This is a genomic window from Rhodanobacter hydrolyticus (genome assembly GCF_044904645.1).
In genome coordinates this window covers 3,139,277-3,163,751 of record NZ_JADIKK010000008.1, presented here as the reverse complement: position 1 = coordinate 3,163,751, position 24,475 = coordinate 3,139,277, and the positions used below count along the sequence as shown (strand labels likewise).

The 24,475-nt window shown below is 66.7% G+C and carries 24 protein-coding genes and 1 tRNA gene; 9 read left to right on the top strand and 16 right to left on the bottom strand.

The window, feature by feature from the left end; genetic code table 11:
* Positions 1 to 282: 282 nt before the first annotated feature.
* The 7 genes from ISP25_RS16830 to ISP25_RS16800 form a co-directional block, all read right to left on the bottom strand.
* Complete coding sequence (locus ISP25_RS16830; protein WP_404615497.1) at positions 283 to 1,770, bottom strand: outer membrane beta-barrel protein; 1,488 nt, start codon at positions 1,768 to 1,770, stop codon at positions 283 to 285.
* Positions 1,771 to 1,972: 202 nt separating this feature from the next.
* On the bottom strand, positions 1,973 to 2,167 hold the full coding sequence (locus ISP25_RS16825; protein WP_192159854.1) for a hypothetical protein: 195 nt from the start codon (positions 2,165 to 2,167) through the stop codon (positions 1,973 to 1,975).
* A 10-nt stretch (positions 2,168 to 2,177) separates the two neighbouring features.
* On the bottom strand, positions 2,178 to 4,244 hold the full coding sequence (gene kdpB / locus ISP25_RS16820) for a potassium-transporting ATPase subunit KdpB (RefSeq protein ID WP_404615495.1): 2,067 nt from the start codon (positions 4,242 to 4,244) through the stop codon (positions 2,178 to 2,180).
* Positions 4,241 to 4,897 (bottom strand): potassium-transporting ATPase subunit KdpC, encoded by a 657-nt coding sequence (gene kdpC, locus ISP25_RS16815; protein ID WP_404615493.1) that lies wholly within the window; start codon positions 4,895 to 4,897, stop codon positions 4,241 to 4,243. Before kdpC ends, kdpB begins: the two co-directional genes overlap by 4 nt.
* Before the next feature lie 10 nt (positions 4,898 to 4,907).
* Positions 4,908 to 6,611, bottom strand: coding sequence for a potassium-transporting ATPase subunit KdpA (kdpA, locus tag ISP25_RS16810; RefSeq protein ID WP_404615491.1), 1,704 nt, complete (start codon positions 6,609 to 6,611; stop codon positions 4,908 to 4,910).
* Positions 6,612 to 6,715: 104 nt separating this feature from the next.
* Positions 6,716 to 6,805: a K(+)-transporting ATPase subunit F gene (kdpF, locus tag ISP25_RS16805; RefSeq protein WP_192103459.1), complete on the bottom strand. Its 90-nt coding sequence runs from the start codon at positions 6,803 to 6,805 to the stop codon at positions 6,716 to 6,718.
* 273 nt (positions 6,806 to 7,078) lie between these two features.
* Entirely contained in the window at positions 7,079 to 8,062 is a 984-nt protein-coding gene (locus ISP25_RS16800; protein ID WP_404616335.1) for a VTT domain-containing protein, read from the bottom strand.
* A 149-nt stretch (positions 8,063 to 8,211) separates the two neighbouring features.
* Between ISP25_RS16800 and ISP25_RS16795 the strand changes: the two genes are divergently transcribed.
* On the top strand, positions 8,212 to 9,213 hold the full coding sequence (locus ISP25_RS16795) for a polyprenyl synthetase family protein (RefSeq protein WP_404615489.1): 1,002 nt from the start codon (positions 8,212 to 8,214) through the stop codon (positions 9,211 to 9,213).
* 8 nt (positions 9,214 to 9,221) lie between these two features.
* The gene (locus ISP25_RS16790; RefSeq protein WP_404615487.1) at positions 9,222 to 9,788 is read left to right on the top strand and encodes an NUDIX hydrolase; all 567 of its coding nucleotides are present in this window, start codon (positions 9,222 to 9,224) and stop codon (positions 9,786 to 9,788) included.
* Positions 9,789 to 10,252: 464 nt separating this feature from the next.
* Here the strand turns inward: ISP25_RS16790 and bla are convergent, their stop codons facing one another.
* The 8 genes from bla to rsmD form a co-directional block, all read right to left on the bottom strand.
* Positions 10,253 to 11,140 (bottom strand): subclass B3 metallo-beta-lactamase, encoded by an 888-nt coding sequence (gene bla, locus ISP25_RS16785; RefSeq protein ID WP_404615485.1) that lies wholly within the window; start codon positions 11,138 to 11,140, stop codon positions 10,253 to 10,255.
* Between the two features lie 87 nt (positions 11,141 to 11,227).
* Entirely contained in the window at positions 11,228 to 12,256 is a 1,029-nt protein-coding gene (locus ISP25_RS16780; protein ID WP_192159841.1) for a TMEM43 family protein, read from the bottom strand.
* Entirely contained in the window at positions 12,256 to 13,122 is an 867-nt protein-coding gene (locus tag ISP25_RS16775) for an MBL fold metallo-hydrolase (RefSeq protein ID WP_404615483.1), read from the bottom strand. The genes ISP25_RS16780 and ISP25_RS16775 overlap by 1 nt, the downstream gene beginning before the upstream one ends.
* Before the next feature lie 157 nt (positions 13,123 to 13,279).
* Complete coding sequence (gene ggt / locus ISP25_RS16770) at positions 13,280 to 15,004, bottom strand: gamma-glutamyltransferase (RefSeq protein WP_404615481.1); 1,725 nt, start codon at positions 15,002 to 15,004, stop codon at positions 13,280 to 13,282.
* Positions 15,001 to 15,261: a YfhL family 4Fe-4S dicluster ferredoxin gene (locus ISP25_RS16765; RefSeq protein ID WP_192159835.1), complete on the bottom strand. Its 261-nt coding sequence runs from the start codon at positions 15,259 to 15,261 to the stop codon at positions 15,001 to 15,003. The genes ggt and ISP25_RS16765 overlap by 4 nt, the downstream gene beginning before the upstream one ends.
* A gap of 61 nt (positions 15,262 to 15,322) precedes the next feature.
* Positions 15,323 to 15,826, bottom strand: a complete 504-nt coding sequence (locus ISP25_RS16760) for a hypothetical protein (RefSeq protein WP_192159833.1) — start codon at positions 15,824 to 15,826, stop codon at positions 15,323 to 15,325.
* The gene (gene coaD / locus ISP25_RS16755) at positions 15,819 to 16,376 is read right to left on the bottom strand and encodes a pantetheine-phosphate adenylyltransferase (RefSeq protein WP_192159832.1); all 558 of its coding nucleotides are present in this window, start codon (positions 16,374 to 16,376) and stop codon (positions 15,819 to 15,821) included. Before coaD ends, ISP25_RS16760 begins: the two co-directional genes overlap by 8 nt.
* Positions 16,377 to 16,403: 27 nt before the next feature.
* Positions 16,404 to 16,964, bottom strand: a complete 561-nt coding sequence (gene rsmD / locus ISP25_RS16750; protein WP_404615480.1) for a 16S rRNA (guanine(966)-N(2))-methyltransferase RsmD — start codon at positions 16,962 to 16,964, stop codon at positions 16,404 to 16,406.
* A 343-nt stretch (positions 16,965 to 17,307) separates the two neighbouring features.
* On the opposite strand from rsmD, the gene ftsY reads away from it, so the two are divergent.
* The 7 genes from ftsY (at position 17,308) to ISP25_RS16715 (ending at position 22,592) form a co-directional block, all read left to right on the top strand.
* Positions 17,308 to 18,363, top strand: coding sequence for a signal recognition particle-docking protein FtsY (gene ftsY, locus ISP25_RS16745; RefSeq protein WP_404615479.1), 1,056 nt, complete (start codon positions 17,308 to 17,310; stop codon positions 18,361 to 18,363).
* A 12-nt stretch (positions 18,364 to 18,375) separates the two neighbouring features.
* Positions 18,376 to 19,452 (top strand): AsmA family protein, encoded by a 1,077-nt coding sequence (locus ISP25_RS16740; RefSeq protein ID WP_404615477.1) that lies wholly within the window; start codon positions 18,376 to 18,378, stop codon positions 19,450 to 19,452.
* Positions 19,449 to 20,507, top strand: a complete 1,059-nt coding sequence (mutY, locus tag ISP25_RS16735; RefSeq protein WP_404615475.1) for an A/G-specific adenine glycosylase — start codon at positions 19,449 to 19,451, stop codon at positions 20,505 to 20,507. Before ISP25_RS16740 ends, mutY begins: the two co-directional genes overlap by 4 nt.
* The gene (locus tag ISP25_RS16730) at positions 20,504 to 20,782 is read left to right on the top strand and encodes an oxidative damage protection protein (RefSeq protein ID WP_192159822.1); all 279 of its coding nucleotides are present in this window, start codon (positions 20,504 to 20,506) and stop codon (positions 20,780 to 20,782) included. Before mutY ends, ISP25_RS16730 begins: the two co-directional genes overlap by 4 nt.
* Positions 20,783 to 20,962: 180 nt before the next feature.
* A tRNA-Phe gene (locus ISP25_RS16725) sits at positions 20,963 to 21,038 on the top strand.
* A 118-nt stretch (positions 21,039 to 21,156) separates the two neighbouring features.
* Positions 21,157 to 22,248: a sensor domain-containing diguanylate cyclase gene (locus ISP25_RS16720; protein ID WP_343227591.1), complete on the top strand. Its 1,092-nt coding sequence runs from the start codon at positions 21,157 to 21,159 to the stop codon at positions 22,246 to 22,248.
* Positions 22,249 to 22,334: 86 nt separating this feature from the next.
* On the top strand, positions 22,335 to 22,592 hold the full coding sequence (locus ISP25_RS16715) for a hypothetical protein (RefSeq protein ID WP_192159811.1): 258 nt from the start codon (positions 22,335 to 22,337) through the stop codon (positions 22,590 to 22,592).
* A 183-nt stretch (positions 22,593 to 22,775) separates the two neighbouring features.
* Here the strand turns inward: ISP25_RS16715 and ybaL are convergent, their stop codons facing one another.
* Positions 22,776 to 24,455, bottom strand: a complete 1,680-nt coding sequence (gene ybaL, locus ISP25_RS16710; RefSeq protein WP_404615472.1) for a YbaL family putative K(+) efflux transporter — start codon at positions 24,453 to 24,455, stop codon at positions 22,776 to 22,778.
* Between the last annotated feature and the right edge of the window lie 20 nt (positions 24,456 to 24,475).

Here is a 24,475-nt window from a genome sequence, read left to right as displayed (position 1 = left end):
CCTTTTCGACCGGACAGGAGTCCAGCCGAAAAGCCCGGCCACGCCTCACGGACTTTTCGCCCATGAATGGGCGAAAAGCGTCGCCGCGGGGTGCCCTTTTCTCTTGGTTACTTCTCTTTTGGGCACGCAAAAGAGAAGTAACTCGGGCGCCGACAGGCGCACGAAACCGCTTTGAAACTTGCGGCAAACCCACAAGCAAAAGCCCCTCTCCCCTACCCCTCTCCCGCAAGCGGGAGAGGGAAAATGCAGGCCATCGCAGCAATGGCGAAAGGAAAGCAAACATCAGAAGTGAATGATCGCATCCAGCAACGCCACCGCCTGGTAATCCTTACGCCCATTGTCATAGGCATCGACGTCATACGATTTTTCGTACCGCAGCTCCGGCTGGATCTCCAGATCCTGCGAAACCCAGTGCGTGATGCCGACGGTATGGCTGCTGTAGCGCGTGGCGTAGCCGGTGCGCTGGCCGTTCTCGTCGTTGTAGAACTCATTGCGGATGGACAGCATGTTCTTCGCGTCCAGCTCGATGTTGAGGTAGTTCACCACGCCGAACGCGCTGGCATAACCCGGCAGCGCCGAGGTGCCCGGCTCGCCCGGGATGCCGCCCGGGCCGAAGCCGGGGACGTTGCGGCCAAACATGCGGTAGGCCTCGGTGAGGATGTGCACGCGTTCGTTGAAGCGATGGCCCCAGGTCATCACGTACATCTGCACGTTGTTGTAGTTGTAGTCGGAGTGATTGAGGCTGTTGACGCAGGGGTACAGCATGTCGTTGTTGTCGACCGACACCCAGCGTACGCAGGCCTGCAGCGTGGGCCGCGCACCAGGGTTCCAGACCGCCGTGTCGTTGCTGGCGTTCACGCCGACCTGCAGGGTCCATTGCTGGTTGAGGCGCGTGGTGGTCATCACGCCCATCTGTGTATACGGATCGACCGTGTAGAGGATCGAGTGGGTCATCAGGTAGTTCTGCGGCGAGAACTGTGCCTCGATGTCTGGCAGCGACAGCCAGCGGCCGACGCGCACCACCATGCCCTGAGCCACCCACGGGATATAGAGGTCGGCGTAGAACAGCATCGGGTCGTCGCCGTAGAGCTTGCCGTTCTGCGGCTCGTTGCTGGATGGGTTGTTCAGCAACTGGTTGCTGAAGACGCCCTTCATGATCGTGTAGTGGTAGTCGTAGCCGTACAGGTTGGAGATGTCGAAGCCCCAGTCCAGGTGGTCGGTCTGCACCGTGTCTTCCACCCGTGTGAGGTTGAACACGAACTGGTCGAACTCCAGGCGGTTGGCACGCGTGTTGTACGACAGCGGTGCGTTGCTCTTGCTGGAGGTGCTGAGGTTCCCCGACGGCGTGACCCAGCCGAACATCTCGATGCGGTTGCGCTGCATCCACTGGCCCAGCGCGGTGCAGCCCAGCGCCTTTTCCAGCGGATAGGTGGAATTGGTGTCCGGCACTCCGATCGGCGCCGGCACGCCGCCGAGCTGCCACTCCGACGAGGGGAACGGCGGCGAATCCAGCGGCGCATCCATCGCGCGACGCTTGGCCGCCGGCGCATTCGGATCGGCCGGCTGCGCATCTTCGCGATACGCCGCGGCGAAACGCGAAAGGAACCCGTGGGAGCAATCGGAGCTTTGCACCTCCATCGCGGGCGCCTGTGTCGAGGCGACGCTCTGCGGATCGGCCAGCGGCACGGCCGCGGTGGTACCGGCCAGTACACGTCCGGCCGGCAACATCGCCAGCATCAGCGCCAGCGGAAGCAATTTCTTGTGTGTCATGTCTTTCCTTGTTTCGCGGCCCGCAACGGCCGCCTTCGTGAAGCGATGAATCAAGCAACCCGCCTTTGCTTGTCATCCCGGCGAAGGCCGGGATCCAGTCACGACCATGCTCGTCCGAGTCACACAGTCACTGGATGATTCGCTGAGCTCACCCCTATGGGGCCGACCTTCGCCGGAATGACGAGCAAGACCACGAGCCTTGTCAGATGCCGGCGTAGCCGCCCAGCACGTAGTCGTCCTGCTCGCGTTCGGCCGCGGTGACCACATGTGCCGGCGCGCTCTGCCGCACGGGCAACGCGATCACCACGTCGCGGCCTTCGCCGGTGGAGACGACCACCTCGATCTGCTCGTGCCGGTCATCGGGAAGATTCACGGAAAGTTTCAGTTGGGCGTTCATGGATTTCTCCTCACACGAGTCCACAGGCAACCAGCAGCATGTCGATGAGCTTGATGCCGACGAAGGGCACGGCCAGGCCACCGAGGCCGTAGATCAGCAGGTTGCGGTTGAGCAACGCGGCTGCGCCGATGGCGCGATAGCGCACGCCCTTCAATGCCAGCGGGATCAGCACGATGATGATCAGCGCGTTGAAGATCACTGCCGACAGGATCGCCGAGCCAGGGCTGTGCAAGCGCATCACGTTCAACGCATCGAGTTGCGGATAGGTGGCCACGAAGATCGCCGGCAGTATCGCGAAGTACTTCGCCACGTCGTTGGCAATGGAGAACGTGGTGAGCGAACCGCGCGTCATCAGCAGCTGCTTGCCGGTCTCCACGATCTCCAGCAGCTTGGTGGGATTGGAGTCCAGGTCCACCATGTTGCCGGCCTCGCGCGCGGCCTGCGTGCCGGAGTTCATCGCCACCGCCACGTCGGCCTGCGCCAGCGCAGGAGCGTCGTTGGTGCCGTCGCCGGTCATCGCCACCAGGCGCCCCTGCGATTGGTAGTCGCGGATCAGCTTGAGCTTGGCTTCGGGCGTGGCTTCGGCGAGGAAATCGTCCACGCCGGCCTCGGCGGCGATGGCCGCCGCGGTGAGCGGGTTGTCGCCGGTGACCATCACGGTGCGGATGCCCATGCGTCGCAGCTCGGCGAAGCGCTCCTTGATGCCGGGCTTCACCACGTCCTTCAGTTCGATCACGCCCATTGCGCGGCCGGCGTCCACCACCAGCAGCGGCGTGGCACCGCGGCGCGCGATCTCCTCTGCAGCGCGCAACAGCAGTTCGGGCAAGTGGCTGCCATTTTCGTCGAGATAACGGCGCACCGCATCCAGCGCGCCCTTGCGAATGGCGCGCGCGCCGAGATCGACGCCGCTCATGCGAGTCTGCGCGGTAAAGGCAACAAACTCAGCGTTTTCGGTGCCGAACGCTTCGACCTGCAGACCGAAACGCGACTGCGCCAGTGTCACCACGCTGCGGCCTTCCGGCGTTTCGTCGGCCAGCGAAGCCAGCAGCGCGGCTTCGGCGAGATCGCGTTCCGCCACGCCCGGCGCGGCATGGAAGCTCGTCGCCTGACGGTTGCCGAAGGTGATCGTGCCGGTCTTGTCCAGCAGCAGCACGTCCACGTCACCGGCCGCTTCCACCGCACGGCCGGATGTGGCGACCACGTTGGCCTGCATCATGCGGCTCATGCCTGCCACGCCGATCGCCGACAGCAGGCCGCCGATAGTGGTTGGCGCCAGGCACACCAGCAGCGCCACCAGCGCAGTCAGCGTCACCACCTTGCCGGCGCCGCCCATGGCGACCGCGAAGATCGAGAACGGCAGCAGGGTGACCACCACCAGCAGGAACACGATGGTGAGGCCCACCAGCAGGATGGTGAGCGCCACTTCGTTCGGCGTCTTCTGCCGCTTGGCACCTTCCACCATCGCGATCATGCGGTCGAGGAAAGACTCGCCGGGATTGACGCCGATGCGCACCACCAGCCAATCGGAAAGCACGCGCGTGCCGCCGGTGACCGAGCAGAAGTCGCCGCCCGCCTCGCGGATCACCGGTGCGGATTCGCCGGTGATCGCGCTCTCGTCCACCGAAGCGACGCCTTCGATCACCTCACCGTCCAGCGGCACCCAGTCGCCGGCCTCCACCAGCACCACGATGCCCTTGCGCAATTCGCTGGCGTCCAGGGGGATCCAACGACTGGTGTGGTTCGGTTCCAACAGCTTCTTGGCCACGATCTTGCGCTGCATGCCGCGCAGACTCGCCGCCTGTGCCTTGCTGCGGCCTTCGGCCAAAGCTTCGGCAAAGTTTGCGAACAGCACGGTGAACCACAGCCACAGCGCCACCGCGAGGATGAAGCCAGCGGGAGCTTCGCCATGGCCCGCCAGGGCCTGCAGCCACAACAGGGTGACCAACAGGCTGCCGAGCCACACCACGAACATCACCGGGTTGCGCCACTGTGTGCGCGGCGAGAGCTTGCGCAGCGCATCGAGGCAGGCCGGCCCCAGCAAAGCCGGGTCGAACAGGGGAAGTTGCTTGCCACTCATGACTTCGTTCCGTGTTGACCCTCGCGCGCAAGCGCATCGAGGGCGAGGTTCAGGTCCAGCACGTTCACCCGCGGCACACCGAACAGGCCGAATACGCGCGTCGCGGCGTGCTCGTTCAACAGGCGCTCCACGTCCGCCCGCGGCAAGCCGCGCTGCGCCGCCACGCGGGGCAACTGCAGTTCGGCGTTGGCGAGCGAGATCTCGGGATCCAGCCCCGACGCGGAAGCCGTGACCGCATCCACCGGCACCGGCGCGTTCGCGGCCAGTCCGTTCTCGCTGCGATAGGCACGGGCGCGCCCGGCTACGGCATCGATCAGCTTGCGGTTGGTAGGGCCGTAGTTGCTCGCGGCGCTCAACTCCGCGTTGTAGGGCGAGTCCACGGTCTTGCTCGGATCTTTCGGATCCGGCGCCTGCGTGGCGCTGGGGCGCGGATGGAAATAGCGCGGCGCGGTGAAGTCCTGGCCCAGCAGCGCCGAGCCGATCACCTTGCCGTCGCGCTGCACCAGGCTGCCCTGCGCATGCCACGGCAGCAGCAGGTTGGCCGCCGCGGTGGTGATCAGCGGATAGGCCAGCCCGGTGAGCAGCATGAACAGCACGGCGGACGTGATCGCCGGCCGCAGCAGGCTGCGGATGGAAGTGTTCGTATCGTTCATGGTCGATCCTTCAGAAAAGCTGGCCGTGCAGCATGGCGATGTGCTCGACCAGCGGCCCCAGCGCCAACGCCGGCAGGAAGGTGAGTCCGCCCACCACCAGCGCCACCAGCACGGTCAGCGCCATGAACAGCGGTGTGGCGGTGGGGAAGGTGCCCGCGGTTTCCGGCAGCGTCTTCTTGCTCGCGAGCAGGCCCGCCACCGCCAGCATCGGCAGCAGGGTGCCGTAGCGGCCGATCAGCATCGCGAGACCGATCGTGGTGTTGTAGAAAGGCGTGTTCACGCTGAGGCCGCCGAACGCCGAGCCGTTGTTGGCGGTGGCCGAGGTGTAGGCGTAGAGGATCTCGCTGAAGCCGTGCGGCCCGGTGTTGCCGAGGCTGTCGGTGATATGCGGCCAGAGCACCGCCAGCGCGGTGAAGCCGAGGATGCAGATCGGGTGCGCCAGCACCGCCAGCATCACCAGCTTGATCTCGCGCGCCTCGATCTTCTTGCCGAGGAACTCCGGCGTGCGGCCGATCATCATGCCGATCAGGAACACCGCGAGGATCGCGTACTGCAGCAGGTTGATCAGGCCCACGCCTTTGCCGCCGTACACGCAGTTCAGCATCATCTCGCCCAGCGGCGCCAGGCCGCCCAGCGGCGTCAGCGAGTCGTGCATCGCGTTCACCGAGCCGGTGGTGGCGGCAGTGGTGGCCGTGACGAACAGGCTGCTGCCGGCGATGCCGAAGCGCATCTCCTTGCCTTCCATGTTGCCGCCCGGCTGGGTGGCCGAGAGGTGCTGGTCCACGCCCAGCGCGGTGAGCTGCGGATTGCCCGCCTGCTCCGCCGGATACACGATGGCGAGGAAGCCCACGAACATCACGAAGAAGGCGCCGAACAGCACCCAGCCCTGGCGATTGCGCGCGAGCATGCGGCCGAACGCCACCGTCAGCGCCGCGGGAATCAGCAGCATCGACAATATGTGCAGCGTGTTGATGAGCGGCGTCGGATCCTCGTATGGATGCGCTGCATTCGCGCCGTAGAAGCCACCCCCGTTGGTACCGATGTGCTTGATCGTCTCCAGGCTCGCCACCGCGCCGAGGATGATGTGCTGCTTCGCGCCTTCCAGCGTGGTCGCCACGGCATCCGAAGCCAGCGTCTGCGGCACACCCTGCCATACGCAGACCAGCGCCAGCACGAAGCAGACCGGCAGCAGGATGCGCCAGACGATGCGGGTGAAGTCCACCCAGAAATTGCCGATCTCCGGCTTCTCGGCGTGCCCAAGGCCGCGCACGAAAGCGGCGCCCGCGGCCAGGCCCGTGGCGGCACTCACCGTCATCAGGAAGGTCAGCGCGGCCATCTGGCTGAAGTTGGACAAGGTGTTCTCGCCCGAGTAGGCCTGCCAGTTGGTATTGGTGACGAAGGACATGGCGGTGTTGAACGCCAGGTCCGGCGACATCCCTGACAGGTGCGACGGGTTCAGCGGCATCCAGGCCTGCACGCGCAGCAGGAGGTAGCCCAGCAGCCCCATCGCGGCGTTCGCCAGCACCAGCGCCATGCCGTATTGCGACCAGCGCATGCCGCGGTCCGGGTCCACGCCCAGCAGGCGGTAGGTAAGCCGCTCCGGGAGCGCATGCCTCTCGTCGGTGAACACCTTGGCCAGGTAATGGCCCATGGGTATCGCCAACGCCGTCATGCACGCCAGCATGATCACGAAGTAGAGGATATTGGTCGTCATCGCGCGCTCCTCAGATCTTCTTCAGCGCGGCGATGTACAGGACCATGGCGATGAAGAACGCCACCGCCAGCCCCACGAAAATGAAATCGCCCATCGCGCCCACCTCAGAACCGTTCCGGACGGAACAGCGCGTAGAACAGATAGACGAACAGACCCGCGGCCATCACGCCGCCCAACACCATTGCCCAGCCCATTGCATGCCTCCGTGGAACCGCGCCAGGAAGGCGGCGCGGCAAGGTGCGCAATCTAGGGCCGCGGGCATAACGGGCGGATAGCGGAAAACCGCTGCCGCATATATTTCTCGTAAAGATTTCTGCCGAGGGAGGCGCGGCCATGGAACCTGTTCACGGGTTCGGCAAGTTCCGCATTGGGAGCTGCGCACGCAACGCCGGCCCATCGTTACCTGCGCAAGCCGCCCCGCTCCAGCAAGTCCGCGGCGGTGAAGGCTGGAAACCTTGAACGAACCCTCAGGCCACCGTCGGCGCGGAGTCGTCCACTTCCTGCCCCGCACCAGCCACCACGGCTGCTGCCAGCCGATGCACCGTGTAGCCAGCCGCATCCCAGGCGTCCAGTCCACCCAGCAACGGCCGCACATGTCGATAGCCGTGCGCCATCAGCGCCTGCGCCGCGTACGCCGCGGAGACCTCATTCGGGCAATTGCAATACACCACCAGCTCGCGATCAAACGGTATCGCGTCGACGACCTGCACGACGCCATCGACCTCGGCCAGCAGGGCATCCGGAATGAGCCGGCCGTCCAGCTGCCGCGCCAGCGCCGAACGCACGTCGATCACCACGGGCGCGCGCCCTGCCGCAATCGCGCCAGCAAGCTCTTCGACGCCGATGCGTGCCATCCGCAGCGATCGCAGCAGACGTTTGCGCCGCCACCACTTGACGGCCACGTAGGCCACAAGCAGCGCCGCGACCACCTCGACCGCCACTGTGCCGGCGCCCGCGATGGCGTCCAGCACGCGGTCGACTTCTCCCGCGAAGACATAGCCGAGCGCGATCGCCACACCCGCCCAGAGCAGCGCACCCACGCCGTCGAGCAGCATGAAACTCCGTGGCGACAGGCCCATTGCGCCGACCAGCGGCGGTGCCAGCATCGACAGCCCCGGCACGAACTTGGCGACCAGCAGCACCTGTCCGCGCCAGCGCTGGAAATGCAGCTCCGACTGCTTCACGCAGGAATCCGGCGACAGCGAGATGCGGCATAGCGTGCGCATCACCCCCGCGCCATAGCGCCGTCCCGCCAGATACCAGGCCAGGTCGCCAATCAGGCTGGCGGCCAAGGCCGCTGCCACGATGCCTGCCAATGACAGGCGACCGCCTGCCGCCAGCGCCCCGGCCACGACCAGGGTGGGCACGGCCGGCACCGGCACGCCCGCCTGCGCCGCCAGCACGTTCAGGAACACCAGCAGCAGGCCGTACTGGGCGATCAGCGCAATGATTTCGTGAGCCATCGGAGCGGAACCCTGTGGCGGCAACGACCGGCCGCCGCCCCATCATTGGGCCGGCCAGCGCGGCTTGCAATCTCCCCGCGGATGCGGGTTCGCGGCGCCCTGCCTCTATAATCGAGCGACCCACACCGCGACCACCCATGAACTCGATCCCAGCCGACGCCCCACGCCCCGCCGACTTCGCCACCGTGCGCGCACTCGCCGACGCCGACATGCGACGCATCGACGCGCTGATCCGTACACGGCTGGCTTCCGACGTGGTGCTGATCAACCAGATCGCCGAACACATCATCGCCGGCGGCGGCAAGCGGCTGCGCCCGATGCTGCACGCGCTGGCTGCGCGCGCAGCGGGTTACCACGGCGAGCAGCACGTGAAACTGGCCGCGGTCATCGAGTTCATCCACACCTCCACCCTGCTGCACGACGACGTGGTGGACGAGTCCGGCCTGCGCCGCGGCCGGCAGACGGCCAACGCGCTGTGGGGCAATGCCGCCAGTGTGCTGGTCGGCGACTTCCTGTACTCGCGCTCGTTCCAGCTTATGGTGGAACTGGATGACATGCGCATCATGCGCATCCTCGCCGACACCACCAACACCATCGCCGAGGGCGAGGTGCTGCAGTTGCTCAACATCGGCAACGCCGACGTGGACGAGGCCGCCTACCTCGCGGTGATCGAGCGCAAGACCGCCGTGCTGTTCGCCGCCGCCACCGAACTCGGCGCCCTGCTCAGCGGCCTGCCCGCGGACCAGGTTTCCGCGTTGCGCCGCTACGGCATGGAGCTGGGCTACGCCTTCCAGATCGCCGACGACCTGCTGGACTACACCAGCGACGCCGACACCCTGGGCAAGAACATCGGCGACGACCTCGCCGAGGGCAAGCCCACCCTGCCGCTGATCTACGCGCTGCAGAGCGCCACGCCGGAACAGGTCGCCTCGCTCCGTCACGCCATCGAGCACGGCGGCCTGGATTCGCTGGACCGCATCGTCGCCGCGATCCGCGATTCCGGCGCACTGGAGCGCACCCGTGCGCGCGCCGAGGCGCACGCCAATGCCGCGCACGAAGCCCTGTCCATGCTGCCCGCATCGCCCTACCGCGATGCACTGGCCACGCTGGCGGACTATTCGGTGCAGCGCACGTTCTGATCGCCACGATGACGACTCCTCGCGATGCGCGCCCTACCGATGCCGATGCGCCCGTGGAAACCCTGTGCCAGGGCCGCTGGCTGAGCCTGCGCAAGCGGGGACGCTGGGAATACGTCGAACGCAACAACCCCGGCGGTGCGGCGATCGTGATCGCGGTGACGCCCGACGATCGCGTGCTGTTCGTGGAGCAGTACCGCGTGGCCATCCAGTCGCGCACCATCGAGATGCCGGCCGGCCTGGTCGGCGATCTCGCGGGGCAGGAGGACGAAGGCATCCTGCTGGCCGCGCAGCGCGAGCTGGAAGAGGAAACCGGCTGGCGTTGTTCGCGCGTCGCCTTGCTGCACCAGGGACCATCCTCCGCGGGCATGAGCACCGAGATGATCGCCTATGTGCGCGCCTTCGGACTGGTGAAAGTGGGTGCGGGTGGCGGGGATGCCAGCGAGAACATCGTGGTGCACGAAGTGCCTCGGCGCGAAGCGGGGGCGTGGCTGTTTGCGCGCGCAGGCGAGGGATATTCGATTGATCCCAAGTTGTTTGCGGGGTTGTGGTTGCTGGAGCATGCGTCTGCTGGCTGAGTGCTGCGCAGCGCTGAGTCCTGCCTACCTCTCTCCATCGGGAAGAGAGCCTGAGTGAAGGACGTGGCTCGCGTGAACCTTGCGCTTCTGCACCTTGATTCGCCGGCGGCGGCTTTTCGATCGCATGCCGGCATCCGAGCTTCTTCTCCTTGATGGTCCACGCCACCGCTGGAACGGTGGCGAATGGCGAAGCCGGCCCGGAAGGCGGCCGCCAGGAGTCGGTCAAGAGACGTGACCAGGAGAAAATGCCCGGTTCAATTCGCTGGCGTTGCAGGCGCGCTGTGCCGAGGCTCTTGGAACTACTCCCGTCTACGCGATGGACGGTATGGCCACATCGCGCCGTATCTGGGCCCCGAGGTCAGAGGCGATCCGTGCACGTAGCGCATGCTCGCGGGGCGATACACGAACGGCCATGAGTGGCGACACACGCTTTGAGCGAGGCGACTGAACGGGATGCGTGACAGTCAACGGGCTTTCGATCGCTCTTTCGCCAGTCGCGCGTCCAGATTGTTCTCGGCTTCGGCTGCGTAGTCGCGGCAGGCCTGGGTGTCGACCAGGGGCGTCACATCCGCCGGCGATTTGCGCCTGGCGATTTTTTCCCAGAAGCCGCTGGCGTCGGGATGCGGCGTGAGCAGGATGTCGCAGGGCAGCGCTGCGACAGTGGCAAGGGCCTGGCGGAAGCCGGCGATATAGGCTGGGTGATCGGTGAAACGGTAGTCGGGGGCGCTGATGGCGCTGAGGCTGTCGGCGTAGGCAATGCGCAGGCAGCGCTGGCCTGCGCAGGAAGTCCATGTCCACGAGGTGCTGCCCGCCGTGTGTCCGGGGGTGTAGTGCGCGGTGATCGCCGCGTCGCCAAGTTGCACGGTTTCCCCGTCGCGCACCACGCGCACCCGCTGCACTGGCGGGTAATAAGGCATGGCGCCGAATTGCGGGTCGCTGCGGTCGGCACCGCCCAAGGCCAGTTCACGTGCACCGGCTGTGCTGGTCAGCACCTGTGCGCCACTGGCCGCCTGCAATGCGGCAATCCCGCCGGCATGGTCGGCATGGGGATGCGAGTTGAGTATCCACTTCACGTCGCGCACGTGGAAGCCGAGTTCGCGGATATGCGCTTCGATCACCGGCGCGGATTCCGGCAGATCGCCGTCGAACAACGCCAGTCCGTGCCCCGTGTCCACCAGCAGCGAAGTCAGTCCGTGTGGCCCCACGTACCACGTGTTGCCGTAGATGCGGAACGGCTTTTGCGGCGCGTTCCATTGGCTGTGCGGGATGTCGCCCCAAGGCTGCGCTGCATGTGCAATCGGCAGGAACAGGCCAAGCGCCAACATGGCGACGACAGGCAGTCGCAGATGCATGGGGGGATCTCCTTGAAAGCGGTTGCACAGCATCCCCGTTGCGACTGACGCGGTGCGGGCGCAACGCTGGCAATTCGGGGGCGGCGATCAGTGATGGCGTCTGCGACGGCGCCAGAGCAGTAACCCGAGACCGATCGCGGCGGCAACGAACCACGCAGCGACAGCCGGCGTGCTTCCGCCAAGCCACGGGATCGCGGCAACCGCTCCGGCCACGAACAGGCCGCCGCCGAGCGCAGCCAACGGGTCAGCGCGCCTCGCATTGCGCGACAACAGCAAGCCCACGCCCAGCGTCGCCAACAGCACCGCAAGCACGCGGCGCAACCAGGTGAGCCCGGGCTGTGCCGCCATGTCCGGGCGCATGTCGATCAACGCACTATTGCCCACGTCGACTTCGTAGCCCTTGCCGTCGGCAGCATCCAGCGCAGGCACCAGGTGATCCCCGTCGACACGGGCGATCACGGTGATCTCCTGCAACGGCGCCGCATTCCAGCTCACGCGCAGGTCGCCCAGGCGCGGATCGCCCGGCTTGATGCTGGTCACGAGTGCGCCGTCGTACAGGGAAAAAGTGGCCGCCAGGTTTTCCGGTAGCGCTTTGACGTTGGGCGCGACCGGTTCGCTGCCCGGCAGGTCCTGCACCAGTTTCGCATCCAGCATGAAACCGCCCAGTTGCACGCTTTCCGCAACGAAGCGCTTGGCGGGAATCGGAAACGCGCCCGGATTGATGTGGCCGTTCATGTGCACGAACTGGCTGGCATCCTGCGGCGTGTCCGACCAGTCCAGCTCGTAGGTCGCGTCTCCACCCAGGCGCAGCTCGCGCCACTGGAACATCTGCACGCGTCGCGTGAGCACCGGCGTGTCCGCCTGCTGGTTGAAGTCCGCGTCGAGCGGCTGCGCCACCACGTGCGGCGTGCCGCTGATGCGCACCATCCTCCCCTGCAGATCCGGCTGCGGTTCCGCGTCGCTGCCGAGATCCAGTACTTCGCCACCATGCAGCTGCAGTGCGACCCGGTAACCCGCGAGGCCGCGTTCGGTCGATGCCGCCAGCACGATGCCCATCGCCAGCAGCACCACGCCGGCCACCGCCAGCACACTGCGTGGAACCGTGTCGATGCGCATCAGGCCAGACTCCCGCGCAATTCGGCCATTTCGTCCGCGCAGCCGTAACGGCCACGCTCGTCGCGTTGCACGCGCGCGACGGCGCAGGCGTGGTCGTGGGTGAAGAAAAGCCGCACGTCACGCGCGAGCTTGTCGTCGAGGAAGCTGCGTTTCTCCTCGATCAGCTTTTCGGGATAGCGGTCGTAGCCCATGGTGATCGGCAGATGCACCCACGAGCGGCCCGGGATCAAGTCGGCGCAGAACACCACACCGCCGACCTCCGCCAGCATCAGGCCAGGCGTGTGGCCGTCCGAATAGCTGAAGCGCACGGCATCGCCCAACGCCTTCGATCGCTCACCCTCCACCAGTTCCAGCCGCCCGCTGTCCACTAGCAGCTGCGCGAGTTCCGGGATGAACGAGGCGCGGTCGCGCGGGTGCGGCTTCAGCACGCGTTGCCAGTGCGCAGCACCCACCACGAAGGTGGCATTGGGAAACAGCAGGTACGGCGGCTGGCCTTCCTGCCACGCGGCGAGCAGGCCGCCGGCGTGGTCGAAATGCAGGTGCGACAGCACCACGGCATGGATGTCCTCGTGCGAGAGGCCCGCGGCAGCCAGCGAATCGAGCAACACGTGGCGGTCCTCCACCACGCCGTAGCGCTCGCGCAGCGATGGCTCGAAGAACGCGCCGATGCCGGTCTCGAACAACACGTTGCGACCGGGCACGCCGTCCACCGTCACGCCCTTCGCCAACAGGCAGCGGCAGGCCAGCGGGATGCGGTTCTGCTCGTCCGGCGCGATCCAGCGCGACCACATCGCCTTGGGTGCGTTGCCGAACATGGCGCCGCCGTCGAGACGCTGGGAGTTGCCGAGAAGCGAGAAAAGTTCCATGAGCCAAACCTGCCGGTCGCCAGTGCTGTTCAAGACATTCCTGCAACGCCACCCCCGCGCCGTTCGCGTCGAGCTTAGCTTGCGAACGCAAGCGAAGTCGAAGCAGCCCTTCGACTTCGACGCTCCCCGCCCGCGCTCCGGGCAAACGTCGCGGCTGTTATTCCACCTTGCCCAACCCCGACGGCCGGCGCGGATCGCTCGCGGCATCGAGCGTGTTGGTCTTGTGGTCCCAGGTGACCACGTTCATGAAACCCCAGCCTTCGCGCGGCTTGAGCGTGTAGCCCATCTTCTTGAGCTGTTCGCTGGTGGCGGGATCGAACACGCCATCTTCCACGTACACCAGGTCGGGCAGGAACTGGTGGTGGAAGCGTCGGGCTGCGGTGATCTGCTGCGCGCTTTCGCCGTCGATGAAGTGCAGGATGCCTTCCAGCACCTGGGTGATGATGGTGGAGCCGCCGGGCGAACCGATCACCGCGCTGCGATCCTTGCCGACCACGATGCTCGGCGACATCGAGGACAGCATGCGCTTGCCGCCCACCGGCGCGTTGGCCTCGCTGCCGAGCAAGCCGTAGACGTTGGGCTTGTCCGGCACCAGCGCGAAATCGTCCATCTCGTCGTTGAGCAGCACGCCGGTGTCCTTGGCGACGAAGGTGGAGCCGAGGATGTAGTTCACGGTGGACGTGATCGCCACCATGTTGCCGTCCTTGTCGATGATGGAGAAATGCGTGGTGTGCATGCCCGGATCGTGCGCCGACTCGTGCGGCAGCATGGACGACGGCGTGGCCTGGTCGGGCAGGATGCTCTGGCGCAGGCCGTCGGCGTAGTAAGGCGACAGCAGCATGTCCAGCGGCATCTTCACGAAGTCGGGGTCGCCGAGGTAGTCGTTGTGGTCGCGGAACGCGCGGCGCATCGCCTCGATCACGTAGTGCATGCGGTGCGCCTGGTCCATCTTCGCAAGGTCGTAGCCGTGCAGGATGTTGAGGATTTCCGCGATGGCCACGCCGCCGGAGGACGGCGGCGGCGCGGTGACGATCCGATAGCCCCGGTAGTCGACGACGATGGGCGTGCGCTCCCTGGCGCGGTAGTTCGCCAGGTCCTGCAGCGTCCAGTCGCCGCCTGCCGCGCGCACCGCGTCCACCAGCTTCTGCGCCACTTCGCCGCGATAGAAGCCATCGTCACCCTTCTGCGCGATCGATTCCCAGGTGCGTGCCTGGTCCGGATCGCGCCAGATCGCGCCATCGGCAGGCGGCTTGCCACCGGGCAGGAACTTGCCTGCGGAGGCGGGCCAGCGCTCGAGGTTCTTCTGCTCGTCCCTGATCGCGCCCAGCAGGCGCGAGTCAGGCTTGAAACCGTCGCGCGCGATGCGGATGGCCGGCGCCAATGACACGCTGAGCGGCAACCTGCCGTAGCGCTTCGCCAGCAGTGCCAGGCCGGCCGGTTCGCCGGGAATGCCGGCGGAGAGCGGCCCCTTCAGCGCCGTGTCGCGGTTCGGCGTGCCATCGGGATTGAGGTAGTCCTTGGGATTCACCGCCATCGGCGCCGTCTCGCGCGCATCGATGAAAGCGTCGCTGTCGTCCTTGGCGATGTGCAGGGTTGCCATGAAGCCACCGCCGATGCCCGAGCTCTCCGGCTCCACCACCGACAAGGTGGAGGCCACCGCCACTGCGGCGTCGAACGCATTGCCGCCCTTGGCCAGCACTTCGAAACCGGCATTGGTGGCGAGGAAGTTGGCGCTGGCGATGCCGGCGTGGCCGGGGCGCTGTGTCGGCTGCACGCTCGCGGTGGCCGGCGCGGGCTTGGGCGTGACATCGGTGGCCGGTGCCGCACCGCTCGCCAGCAACAAGCCAAGCAACAGGGCGCGACCGCGCAGGAAGGTATTCATGCGGCAGGCTCCTGGCCCATCAGGTGGCGGTATTTGAGTTCGAGCGCTTCGCGCGATTCGGCGTGCGCGGGGTCGACGATGATGCATTCGACCGGGCACACCTCGATGCATTGCGGTTCGTCGTGGTGACCGACGCATTCCGTGCACAGCGCAGGGTCGATCACGTAGAACTCTTCGCCCAGCGAGATCGCCTTGTTCGGGCAAACCGGTTCGCAGACGTCGCAGTTGACGCAGGTATCGAGGATCTTGAGGGACATCGTTTCATGCGGCGCGGCGCGCGGCGGAGGCGTTGCGCCTGCGCCGCGCGCCGGCCGTCGATCACATCTGCACGAAGCGGAACGTGGCGCCGGTGACCTTCACCGCGTCGGACACGCGCTGCTCGTCGGCCTTGTCGCCAACGAACAGCACAATCACATCCTTGAAGGTGCCTGGCTGGGCACTCTTGAACGCGGCCACGGCCAGATCGCCGGTGGTGGCCGACACCGGACCGACGAAGGCCAGCAGGTTGCCGGGGGTGACGCCGCGGGCGACCGTATCCTGCACGCTCTGCAACTGGCGGTCGTTCTGCGCCTTGTCGTCGTCCTTCTGGCCCGGCGTCACGTAATAGACGTAGGGCTGCTGCGCAGCCATGCCCTGCAGGTTCTTCTGGACCAGCGGGCCGAGGTAGGCCTGCCAGCCCTTGGCATCGTTGACGTCGGTGGGCTTGGTAACCGCGGCAGCCTGCTGCGTGGCCTGCTGGTCCTGATCCGAGCCTTGCGAGCAGCCGCCCAGGGCGAGGCCGGCGGTCAGCGCGATGGCGGCGATGAGAGCGAACTTACGCATGATGGTCACCTTCTTTTGTTTCTGGTTGCTTGGGGAGGCCGACGCTGCGGCCCTTGTGCCAGCGCTGACGCATGGCTTGTTGTACCGCCGGATGCACGAAACCGGAGATATCGCCGCCGAGGCGGCCGATCTCGCGCACCAGCGACGAGGAAATGAAGCTGTATTGCTCCGCCGGCGTGAGGAACAGGGTTTCCGCCTGCGGGATCAGGTGCCGGTTCATGCTGGCCAACTGGAATTCGTATTCGAAATCCGACACCGCACGCAGGCCGCGCAGGATGACGCCGGCGCCGATCTCGGCCACGAAATTGGCGAGCAGCGAATCGAAGCCGCACACCTCCACGTTGCGCAGGTCGGCCAGGGCGAGCCGCGCCAGCGCGATGCGCTCGTTGAGGCTGAAACCCGGGCCCTTGCTGGGACTCTCGGCCACCGCCACCACCACGCGGTCGAACAATGGCGCGGCACGCGCCACCAGGTCGGCATGGCCGTTGGTGATCGGATCGAAAGTGCCCGGATAGACGGCCAGGCGGGGATTGCCGGAAGTTGGGTTCACGAGCCGGGAATGCTGTGGGGACTATCCCTAGCTTAACGGAAGCGCACGCCGATAGAGCGCAAAACGCACCTCGCCGGCCCGCCCTTCGCGATGCTGCAACCAGTTCCGCGGCACGGTCGGCGCCACCTCGCGCGGGGACTCCAGGTAAACCCAAGCCGATTCGGCCAGCCAGCCCCCCTGCTCCAAACCCTGCGCCAATGCGCCCCACAGATCCAGCGCGAACGGCGGGTCGAGGAAAACCAGGTCGAAGGGCCGCGCCGCGCCGCGCAGAAAGCCCTGCGCGTCCATGGCCACCACGTCGCCACCGGCGGCCTTGAGCCGTGCCAGATTGCCGCGCAACGCCCGCGACGCCTGCACCTCCGGTTCGACGAAGCAGGCACTGGTCGCGCCGCGCGACAGCGCCTCCATGCCCAATGCACCTGTGCCGGCGCACAGATCCAGCACCCGCGCGCCTTCGATCGTCGGCGACAGCCAGTTGAACAGCGTCTCGCGCACCCGCTCCGGGGTAGGCCGCAGGCCTGGCAGCTCGGGCACATCCAATCGCGAATTGCGCAGGCTGCCGCCAATGATGCGGATGCGGCCGCTCATGCAGCCTGCCTTGGAGCCTGCTCATGATCGCCCCATGGCCCGCGTCGAGGACTGCTTGCGCGCAGGCCAAGGAAGATAGAGGAAGCGCACGTCCATCCACGATCGAACGATGACGCGAGCATGCGGGCCAGTGGATCCGACCCTGCGAGTTGCCTTGCCGTGGCCACCCCGCAGCGGCGCCCAGCTTGACCCGACACCCTGGCAGGCGCTGCGCCACGCACCAGCACCTGGCGACCACGGCAAGGCAACCCTGGCCATGGGGTCGTGAACTGGCTCTTAGGCTCAGCGGCCGGTACGGATCGGGGTGTTAGCATGCCGCCCATTGTCTTTGAATCGCCCCGCAATGCTCAATTTCTGGAAGAAGAAACCTGCCGAGACGCCGCCCACGGACGCAACCGAAGCGCCTGTGACGGATACGTCGGACGCTGTCGCGCCAGTCGAGGCACCCGCCGAAACCACCGCCGGCGAGCCGGCCGAAAGCGCCCTGGCCAGGCGCAGCTGGCGCGATCGCCTCGCCGGCAGCGCGCTGGGTCGTGGCCTGGGTTCGCTGTTCAGCCGCAACCCCAAGCTCGACGACGACCTGCTCGACGAACTGGAAACCACCCTGATCACCGCCGACGTGGGCGTGGAAGCCAGCACCGCGCTGGTGGAAGACCTGCGCAAGCGCATGCACAAGCGCGAGTTCACCGATGCCGCAGCACTGCGCAACGCGCTGCGCGAGGCACTGGTGGCCCTGCTCAAGCCGGTGCAGCAGCCGCTGGACCCCTCCGGCCACAAACCCTTCGTAGTGCTCACCGTGGGCATCAACGGCGTAGGCAAGACCACCACCATCGGCAAACTCGCGCGCAAGTGGCGCGACGAGGGACGCAACGTGCTGCTGGCCGCAGGCGACACCTTCCGCGCCGCCGCCGTGGAACAACTCAAGACCTGGGGCGAACGCAACGCCGTGCCGGTGATCTCGCAGGGCCAGGACGCCGACGCCGCCAGCGTGATCTTCGACGCGTTGCAGGCCGCGCGCTCGCGCGGCGCCGACGTGCTGGTGGCTGACACCGCAGGCCGACTGCATACCCAGGGCGGCCTGATGGACGAGCTGGGCAAGATCGCCCGCGTGCTGAAGAAGCTCGATTCCGCGGCGCCGCACGAGGTGCTGATGGTGATCGACGGCACCACCGGCCAGAACGCGGTGAACCAGGTGCGCCAGTTCCGCCAGATCGTGGGCGTCACCGGCCTCGTGGTCACCAAGCTCGACGGCACCGCCAAGGGCGGCGTGGTGTTCGCGCTGGCGCGCGAGTTCGGCCTGCCGATCCGCTTCGTCGGCCTGGGCGAGACCGCCACCGATCTGCGCACCTTCGACGCCGCCGCCTTTGTCGACGGCCTGCTGCCGGCGGCCCACGGCTGATGCGGAGCTGACATGACGCGTGGAGTGCGACGCCTGCTGATGGCTGCGAGCGCGCTGGTGCTCGCCGTGCTGTTGGGCATGGCGGGCTCGGTCTACCTGCTGCTGCAGCCCGACCGCTTCACCGCGATGTTGCAAGGCCAGGCGCGGCAGGCCGGCCTGGTGCTCAACCTGGGCAGCCCCGCCAGCCCCACGCTGCTCCCGCGCCCGGCGCTGGATCTGCGCGGGATCACGCTCAACGCCGAAGGCGAGGAAAACCCCATCCTGCTGGCATCCAGCGGGCGGCTGGTGCTGCCGTGGAGCACCCTGCTTGGCGGCCCCGTCGCCATCACGCAGATGGAAATCGACGCGCCGCGCGTCGACCTGGACGCCTTGCAGAGCTGGCTCGCCGCACAGCCATCGCAACCGGCGAACGCCGTGCCCATGATCCCGCGCATCGACACCGGCATCAGCATCGAGCACGGCAGCCTGGTGCACGGTGACCAGTTGCTGCTCAGCAACGTCAGGTTGACCGCGGGCACGCTGGCGCCCGATCGCCGGTTCCCGCTGGCCATATCGGCTACCACCGCCGCAGGCGCACCATTGCAGGCACTACTGACCACCACGCCACGCATGCACGGCGCCGCGCTGCAACTCGACGACATCCAACTGCACCTGTCGCAGGGCAACGGCACCGCGCTCGTGCTGCACGGCAACGCCCGCTGGCACGGCGGGGCAAACGCGGACGCACAACTCGACGGCAAGCTCGACCGAGCGGGTGCCGGCAACTACGACATCGCACTCACGCTCACTCCCGCCGATCAGACCAATCCGCTGCTGCTGCACCTGAAGCTGGACGGTCCGGGCAACCATGCCGACATGAGCATGCCGCCGCTGGCGCTGGTGCATTGGTGGAGCGCACTGGACGCATCGGGCGCCCCGCAAACAGCATCGCAACCCGAATTGCCGCCCGGCAACGGCACCTTGCAGATGGCGAAGCTGCAGGTCGGCAGCCTCGCCATCACCGGCCTCAGCGTGCAGGCCGGCGACGCCGCGCCAGCCGCAGCCAGCAGTGCGGCAAGCAAGCCGGGCAGCGGTGGCAGGTCGAAGTGAAGCCGTTCGCCAACGCGTTGCTGGCCTGGTTCGACGAACATGGCCGCCACGACCTGCCCTGGCAACACCCGCGCGACGCCTACCGCGTATGGCTGTCGGAAACGATGCTGCAACAGACGCAGGTTGCCACCGTGGTCGGCTACTTCGAACGCTTCGTCGAAGCGTTGCCAACCCTGCGCGAACTCGCCGCCGCGCCCGAAGACCAGGTGCTGGCGCTGTGGTCCGGCCTCGGCTACTACCGCCGTGCGCGCTTCCTGCATCGCGCCGCACAACTATGCGTCGAGCGCCACGATGGCCAACTGCCGCGCGACTTCGACGCACTGGTCGCGCTGCCCGGCATTGGTCGATCCACCGGAGGCGCCATCCTCGCGCAGGCGCACGGGTTGCGCTTCCCCATTCTGGACGGCAACGTCAAGCGCGTGCTGACGCGTTACCACGGCATCCACGGCCATCCCGGCGAGAGTGCGGTGGAAAAATCGCTCTGGCAGCGCGCCGACACACACACGCCGACCATGCGCGTGGCCGACTACACGCAGGCGATCATGGACCTGGGCGCCACCGTGTGCACACGCACCAAGCCACGTTGCGGAACCTGCCCGCTGGCCGATAGTTGCATCGCCTTGCGCGACGGCCTCGTCACGCTGCTGCCGTCACCAAAGCCGGCGAAAACCACACCTACTCGCGAAACCGTGATGCTGGTCCTGCGCGACGCGCGCGGCCGGGTTCTGCTGGAACGACGCGGCCCGCAAGGCGTATGGCCCGGCTTGTGGAGCCTGCCCGAAGCCGCGGACGTCGATGCCGCCTGGCGTAGCGCACGGCAATGCGCACGCATCGACGACGCGCAGGCGTTACCTCCGTTCACCCATGTGTTCAGCCATTACAAGTTGCGCATCGAACCGCTGCTGTTCGACGGTGCAACGCCGACGCGCAGCATCGCGGATAATGCCGCACCTACCCCCGAATCACGCTGGTGCGACACCAGCGAACTGGTCGCGCTCGGCCTGCCCGCACCCGTGCGCAAGCTGCTGCAAAACCTCGAAGGACACCTCGCATGAGCCGTACCGTTCACTGCGCCAAGCTCGGCATCGACGCCGAAGGCCTGGCCTTCGCCCCTTGGCCCGGTCCGTTGGGCCAGCGCATCTACGCCGAAATATCCAAGCCCGCCTGGCAGCAGTGGCTGGCGCACCAGACCATGCTGATCAACGAAAACCGGCTCAACCCGCTCGACCCGGGCACGCGCAAGTACCTCGCGGAACAGATGGAGAAATTCCTGTTCGGTGGGGATGTCGACCTGGCCGCCGGCTACACAGCGCCTGACGCGGAACATTGACGCCGGATCGAGCAGGCCGGCGTGGCCCGCAATAGACGGGCGACACAGCGTCGCCTTGCGCACCCCGCTCGATATACTTTCCCAACAACTTGATCAGCAGTGCAGGATGTACTGGGCCAATACATTCCCTTGACAACCCTGGCACCCGCCGCTTTAATACGCGGCTTGCCGAAATACCCTGGCCGGGTAGCTCAGTTGGTAGAGCAGGGGATTGAAAATCCCCGTGTCGGCGGTTCGATTCCGTCCCCGGCCACCATGTTCGAACGGCCCGCAGCGATGCGGGCCGTTTTTATTTGCGCTACTGTCGCTACTGGCCGGCTTTCGCAAACGCAGTCCGGCGAATCCATAAAGGGTTCGAGCATCCGCAAGTCAGAGTGGACGGTGTGGCAGAGCAGTCGGCAGGACAAATCAAATCCACGCAGGAATCGAGGCATGTCGCGCGGACGACGCTGTCGGAGCGCGTCCATCGCTTCCGCATGCTGGGCATGGGCGTAGCCGCACTGCCGATCGCGGCGGTGCTGCATGAAAACGGCTGGACGCCCTGGCTGCTGGCCCTGGTCGTGTTCACCTGCCTGCTCTGGCCGCAACTGGCCTGGTGGCTGGCCAAACGCAGCGCCACGCCGTTCCAGGCCGAGCAGCGCAATCTGATGATCGATTCGCTGCTCGCAGGCTTATGGGTGCCGTTGATGCACTTCAACCTGCTGCCGGCCGTGCTGCTGCCCACCGTGGCCACGGCCGACAAGATCAATACCGGCATTCGCGGCCTGTGGTTGCGTTCGCTGCCGGTCATGCTGATCGGCGTATTGGGCGGCGGCCTGCTGACCGGTTTCGCCGTCGTGCCGCGAACCAGCATGCTGGTGATGCTCGCCTGCCTGCCACTGCTGGTCGTGCATACCTTGGCAGTCAGTCTGGGCACCTTCCACCTGGTACGCACGGTGCAGGGGCGCAACCGGCAATTGGCCGAACTGAGCCGGCAGGATCCGTTGACCGGCCTCGCCAATCGCCGGTACTGGCGCGAGGAGAGCGCCCGGTTGCTGGCCGAACGCAGTACAGAGGGACTGCCCAGCACACTGCTGATGATCGACGTCGACAAACTCAAGGCAATCAATGACAAATACGGCCATGGCGCGGGCGACGACGCGCTGTGCCGGCTGGCCACACTGATCCGCGAGCATGCTGGGCCGGAGACGCTGGCCGGCCGGCTGGGCGGCGACGAATTCTGCGTCATGCTGCCTTGTGGAAAGTCAGACGCCGAAACCATAGCCGAGCGACTGCGCGAGGCCATGGCCAGCGCACGCTGGCCGCTGCGCCCGGGCCTGCATTGCACGATCAGCATGGGCCTGACCGAGACCGGCGCGGTCGAGGGCACCCTGCACGGCTGGAGCGAAGCCGCCGACCGTGCCATGTATCGGGCCAAGCATTCCGGCCGCAACCGTATCGCCAGCGACAAGTCGAACGCTTCCTGACTGTCACTGCGCTGCCATCGACGAATCATCGGCGCGCCACGCACGTAGACGAGACTTTCGCGCACCGCCCCGCGAGTACCGCAGCCGTGCCAGCGCAGTACGTCACCCCTTCGAAGTTCGGTTTGTTCCGCATCGTGCGACACGGGCGGCGCTGGCGCACTCTGCTGGAAGGTTGCGAGCTGGCGCGCCACGAGGACGCGATCGCCGCGCTGGCGTATCTGCAGTCCAGTTGCCCGCGCGCACGATTGCCGGTTGTGTTGGATGAATGGCGTTATCTGGCCGGGCCGCCGCCCCGACTGGCGCAGGCCAGCAGCAACGACGAAGACTGGTTGCTGACGGGCTGACCCGGAGCCCGCTCAAAGCCATCTTTTCAACTGGCGACGAAGATGCTCCGCGTTATCGCGGGCCATGCCGCGACTTCAGCCGCCTGCCGTTACCGCGGCTCCCTCTCTTTGCCGCCCATGCCATCGCGGTGGCGAAGGTCCAGACAGACAGAGTGGGGCCTCGCGCGCATTTTGAACGGGCTCTCAAGTGGTAGCTGCGGCCGTTCCATCAGCTGAAAGCCGATCGAGCATGCCGCGTGCGATTTCCCGCTCACCGGACACCACCAGGCTCGCGCCCTGCCCGCGCAAATGCGCGACCCCGGCACCGGAACCCGCACGTGCGCAAATCGTCAGCCCCGGATTGATCTGACGCGCCACGCGCACGATCTCGCCCGCCTCGAACACGTCCGGCACGGTCACCAGCAACGCCTTCGCCGCACCGAGGTTGGCAGCGGCCAGCGCGTCATCCCGCGAAGCCTGGCCGGAGATCGTTCGGATGCCTTGCGAGCGCAGATCTTCGACGCGATCGTGCTCCATTTCCATCGCCAGCAGCGGGACGCCATCCGCACGCAATGCGTCGCACAACAGACGCCCTACCCGACCGTAACCCGCCACCACGACATGGCCGGACAGGTCGTCGTCGTGCACCGGTTCGTCGGGCGGCGCCGCCGCCGTGGCAGCATGCGTTGCTTCGCGCGCATCCAGCCAGGGCTTCGCGTGATCGAGCAGCTTGAACAGCAAGGGGTTGAGCAGGATGGACACGATGGCTGCCGCCAGCAGCACGTCCTGCGCCTCCTTCGACACCATGTGCTGGGCCACGCCCACACCGATCAGGATGAAGGAGAACTCGCCGATCTGCGCCAGGCTCACCGCGATGGTGAGCGCGGTGCGCAGCGGCCGCCGCGAGACCAGCACGATGAGCAGTGCCGCCAACGACTTGCCCAGCACGATGATCGCCAGCGCAGCCAATACCACCAGCGGCTCGACCAGCAGCACGTGATAATTGAACAGCATCCCGACGGAAACGAAGAACAGCACCGCGAAGGCATCGCGCAGCGGCAGCGTTTCCTCGGCTGCGTCGTGCGCCAGCTTGGACTCGCCCATCATCATGCCGGCGAAGAACGCGCCCAGTTCGAACGACACGCCGAACAGGCCGGCGACACCGAATGCCACGCCCAGCGCGATCGCCAGCACCGCAAGGCGGAACAGCTCGCGCGAACCGCTGACCGCCACCCGCGCGAGCAGCCATGGGATCAACCGCGCGCCCACCACCAGCATCAGCGCCACGAACAGGATCACCTTACCGATGGCGATGCCCACCGTGCCGGCCAGCGCGCCCACCGAAACGCCCTGCCCGGCCGCCAGCGCACCGCCCACCGCAGGCACCAGCACCAGTGCCAGCACCATCGCGAGATCTTCGACGATCAGCCAACCCACCGCGATGCGGCCACGCTCCGTCTCCAGCAGCCGGCGCTCCTCCATCGCACGCAGCAACACCACGGTACTGGCCACCGACAACGCCAGGCCGAACACGAAGCCCTGGGCGAACGGCCAACCCAGCGCCATGCCAAGCAGCACGCCCAGCACGGTAGCCACCGCCATCTGGATCAGCGCGCCGGGAATGGCGAGCGACTTCACCGACAGCAAGTCCTTCAGCGAGAAGTGCAGGCCCACGCCGAACATCAGCAGCACCACGCCGACCTCGGCCAGCTCGTGCGCGATATGCCCGTCCGCCACGTAGCCCGGCGTGAACGGTCCCACCACCACGCCGGCCAGCAGGTACCCGGCCAAGGCCGGCAATTTCAACCGGTGCGCCAGTGCGGCGAACACGAAAGCCAGCACGATGCCGCTGACCAGGGTGGCGATGAGCGGTGCTTCTTGCATGACGGCTCCTGGGTTCCGCG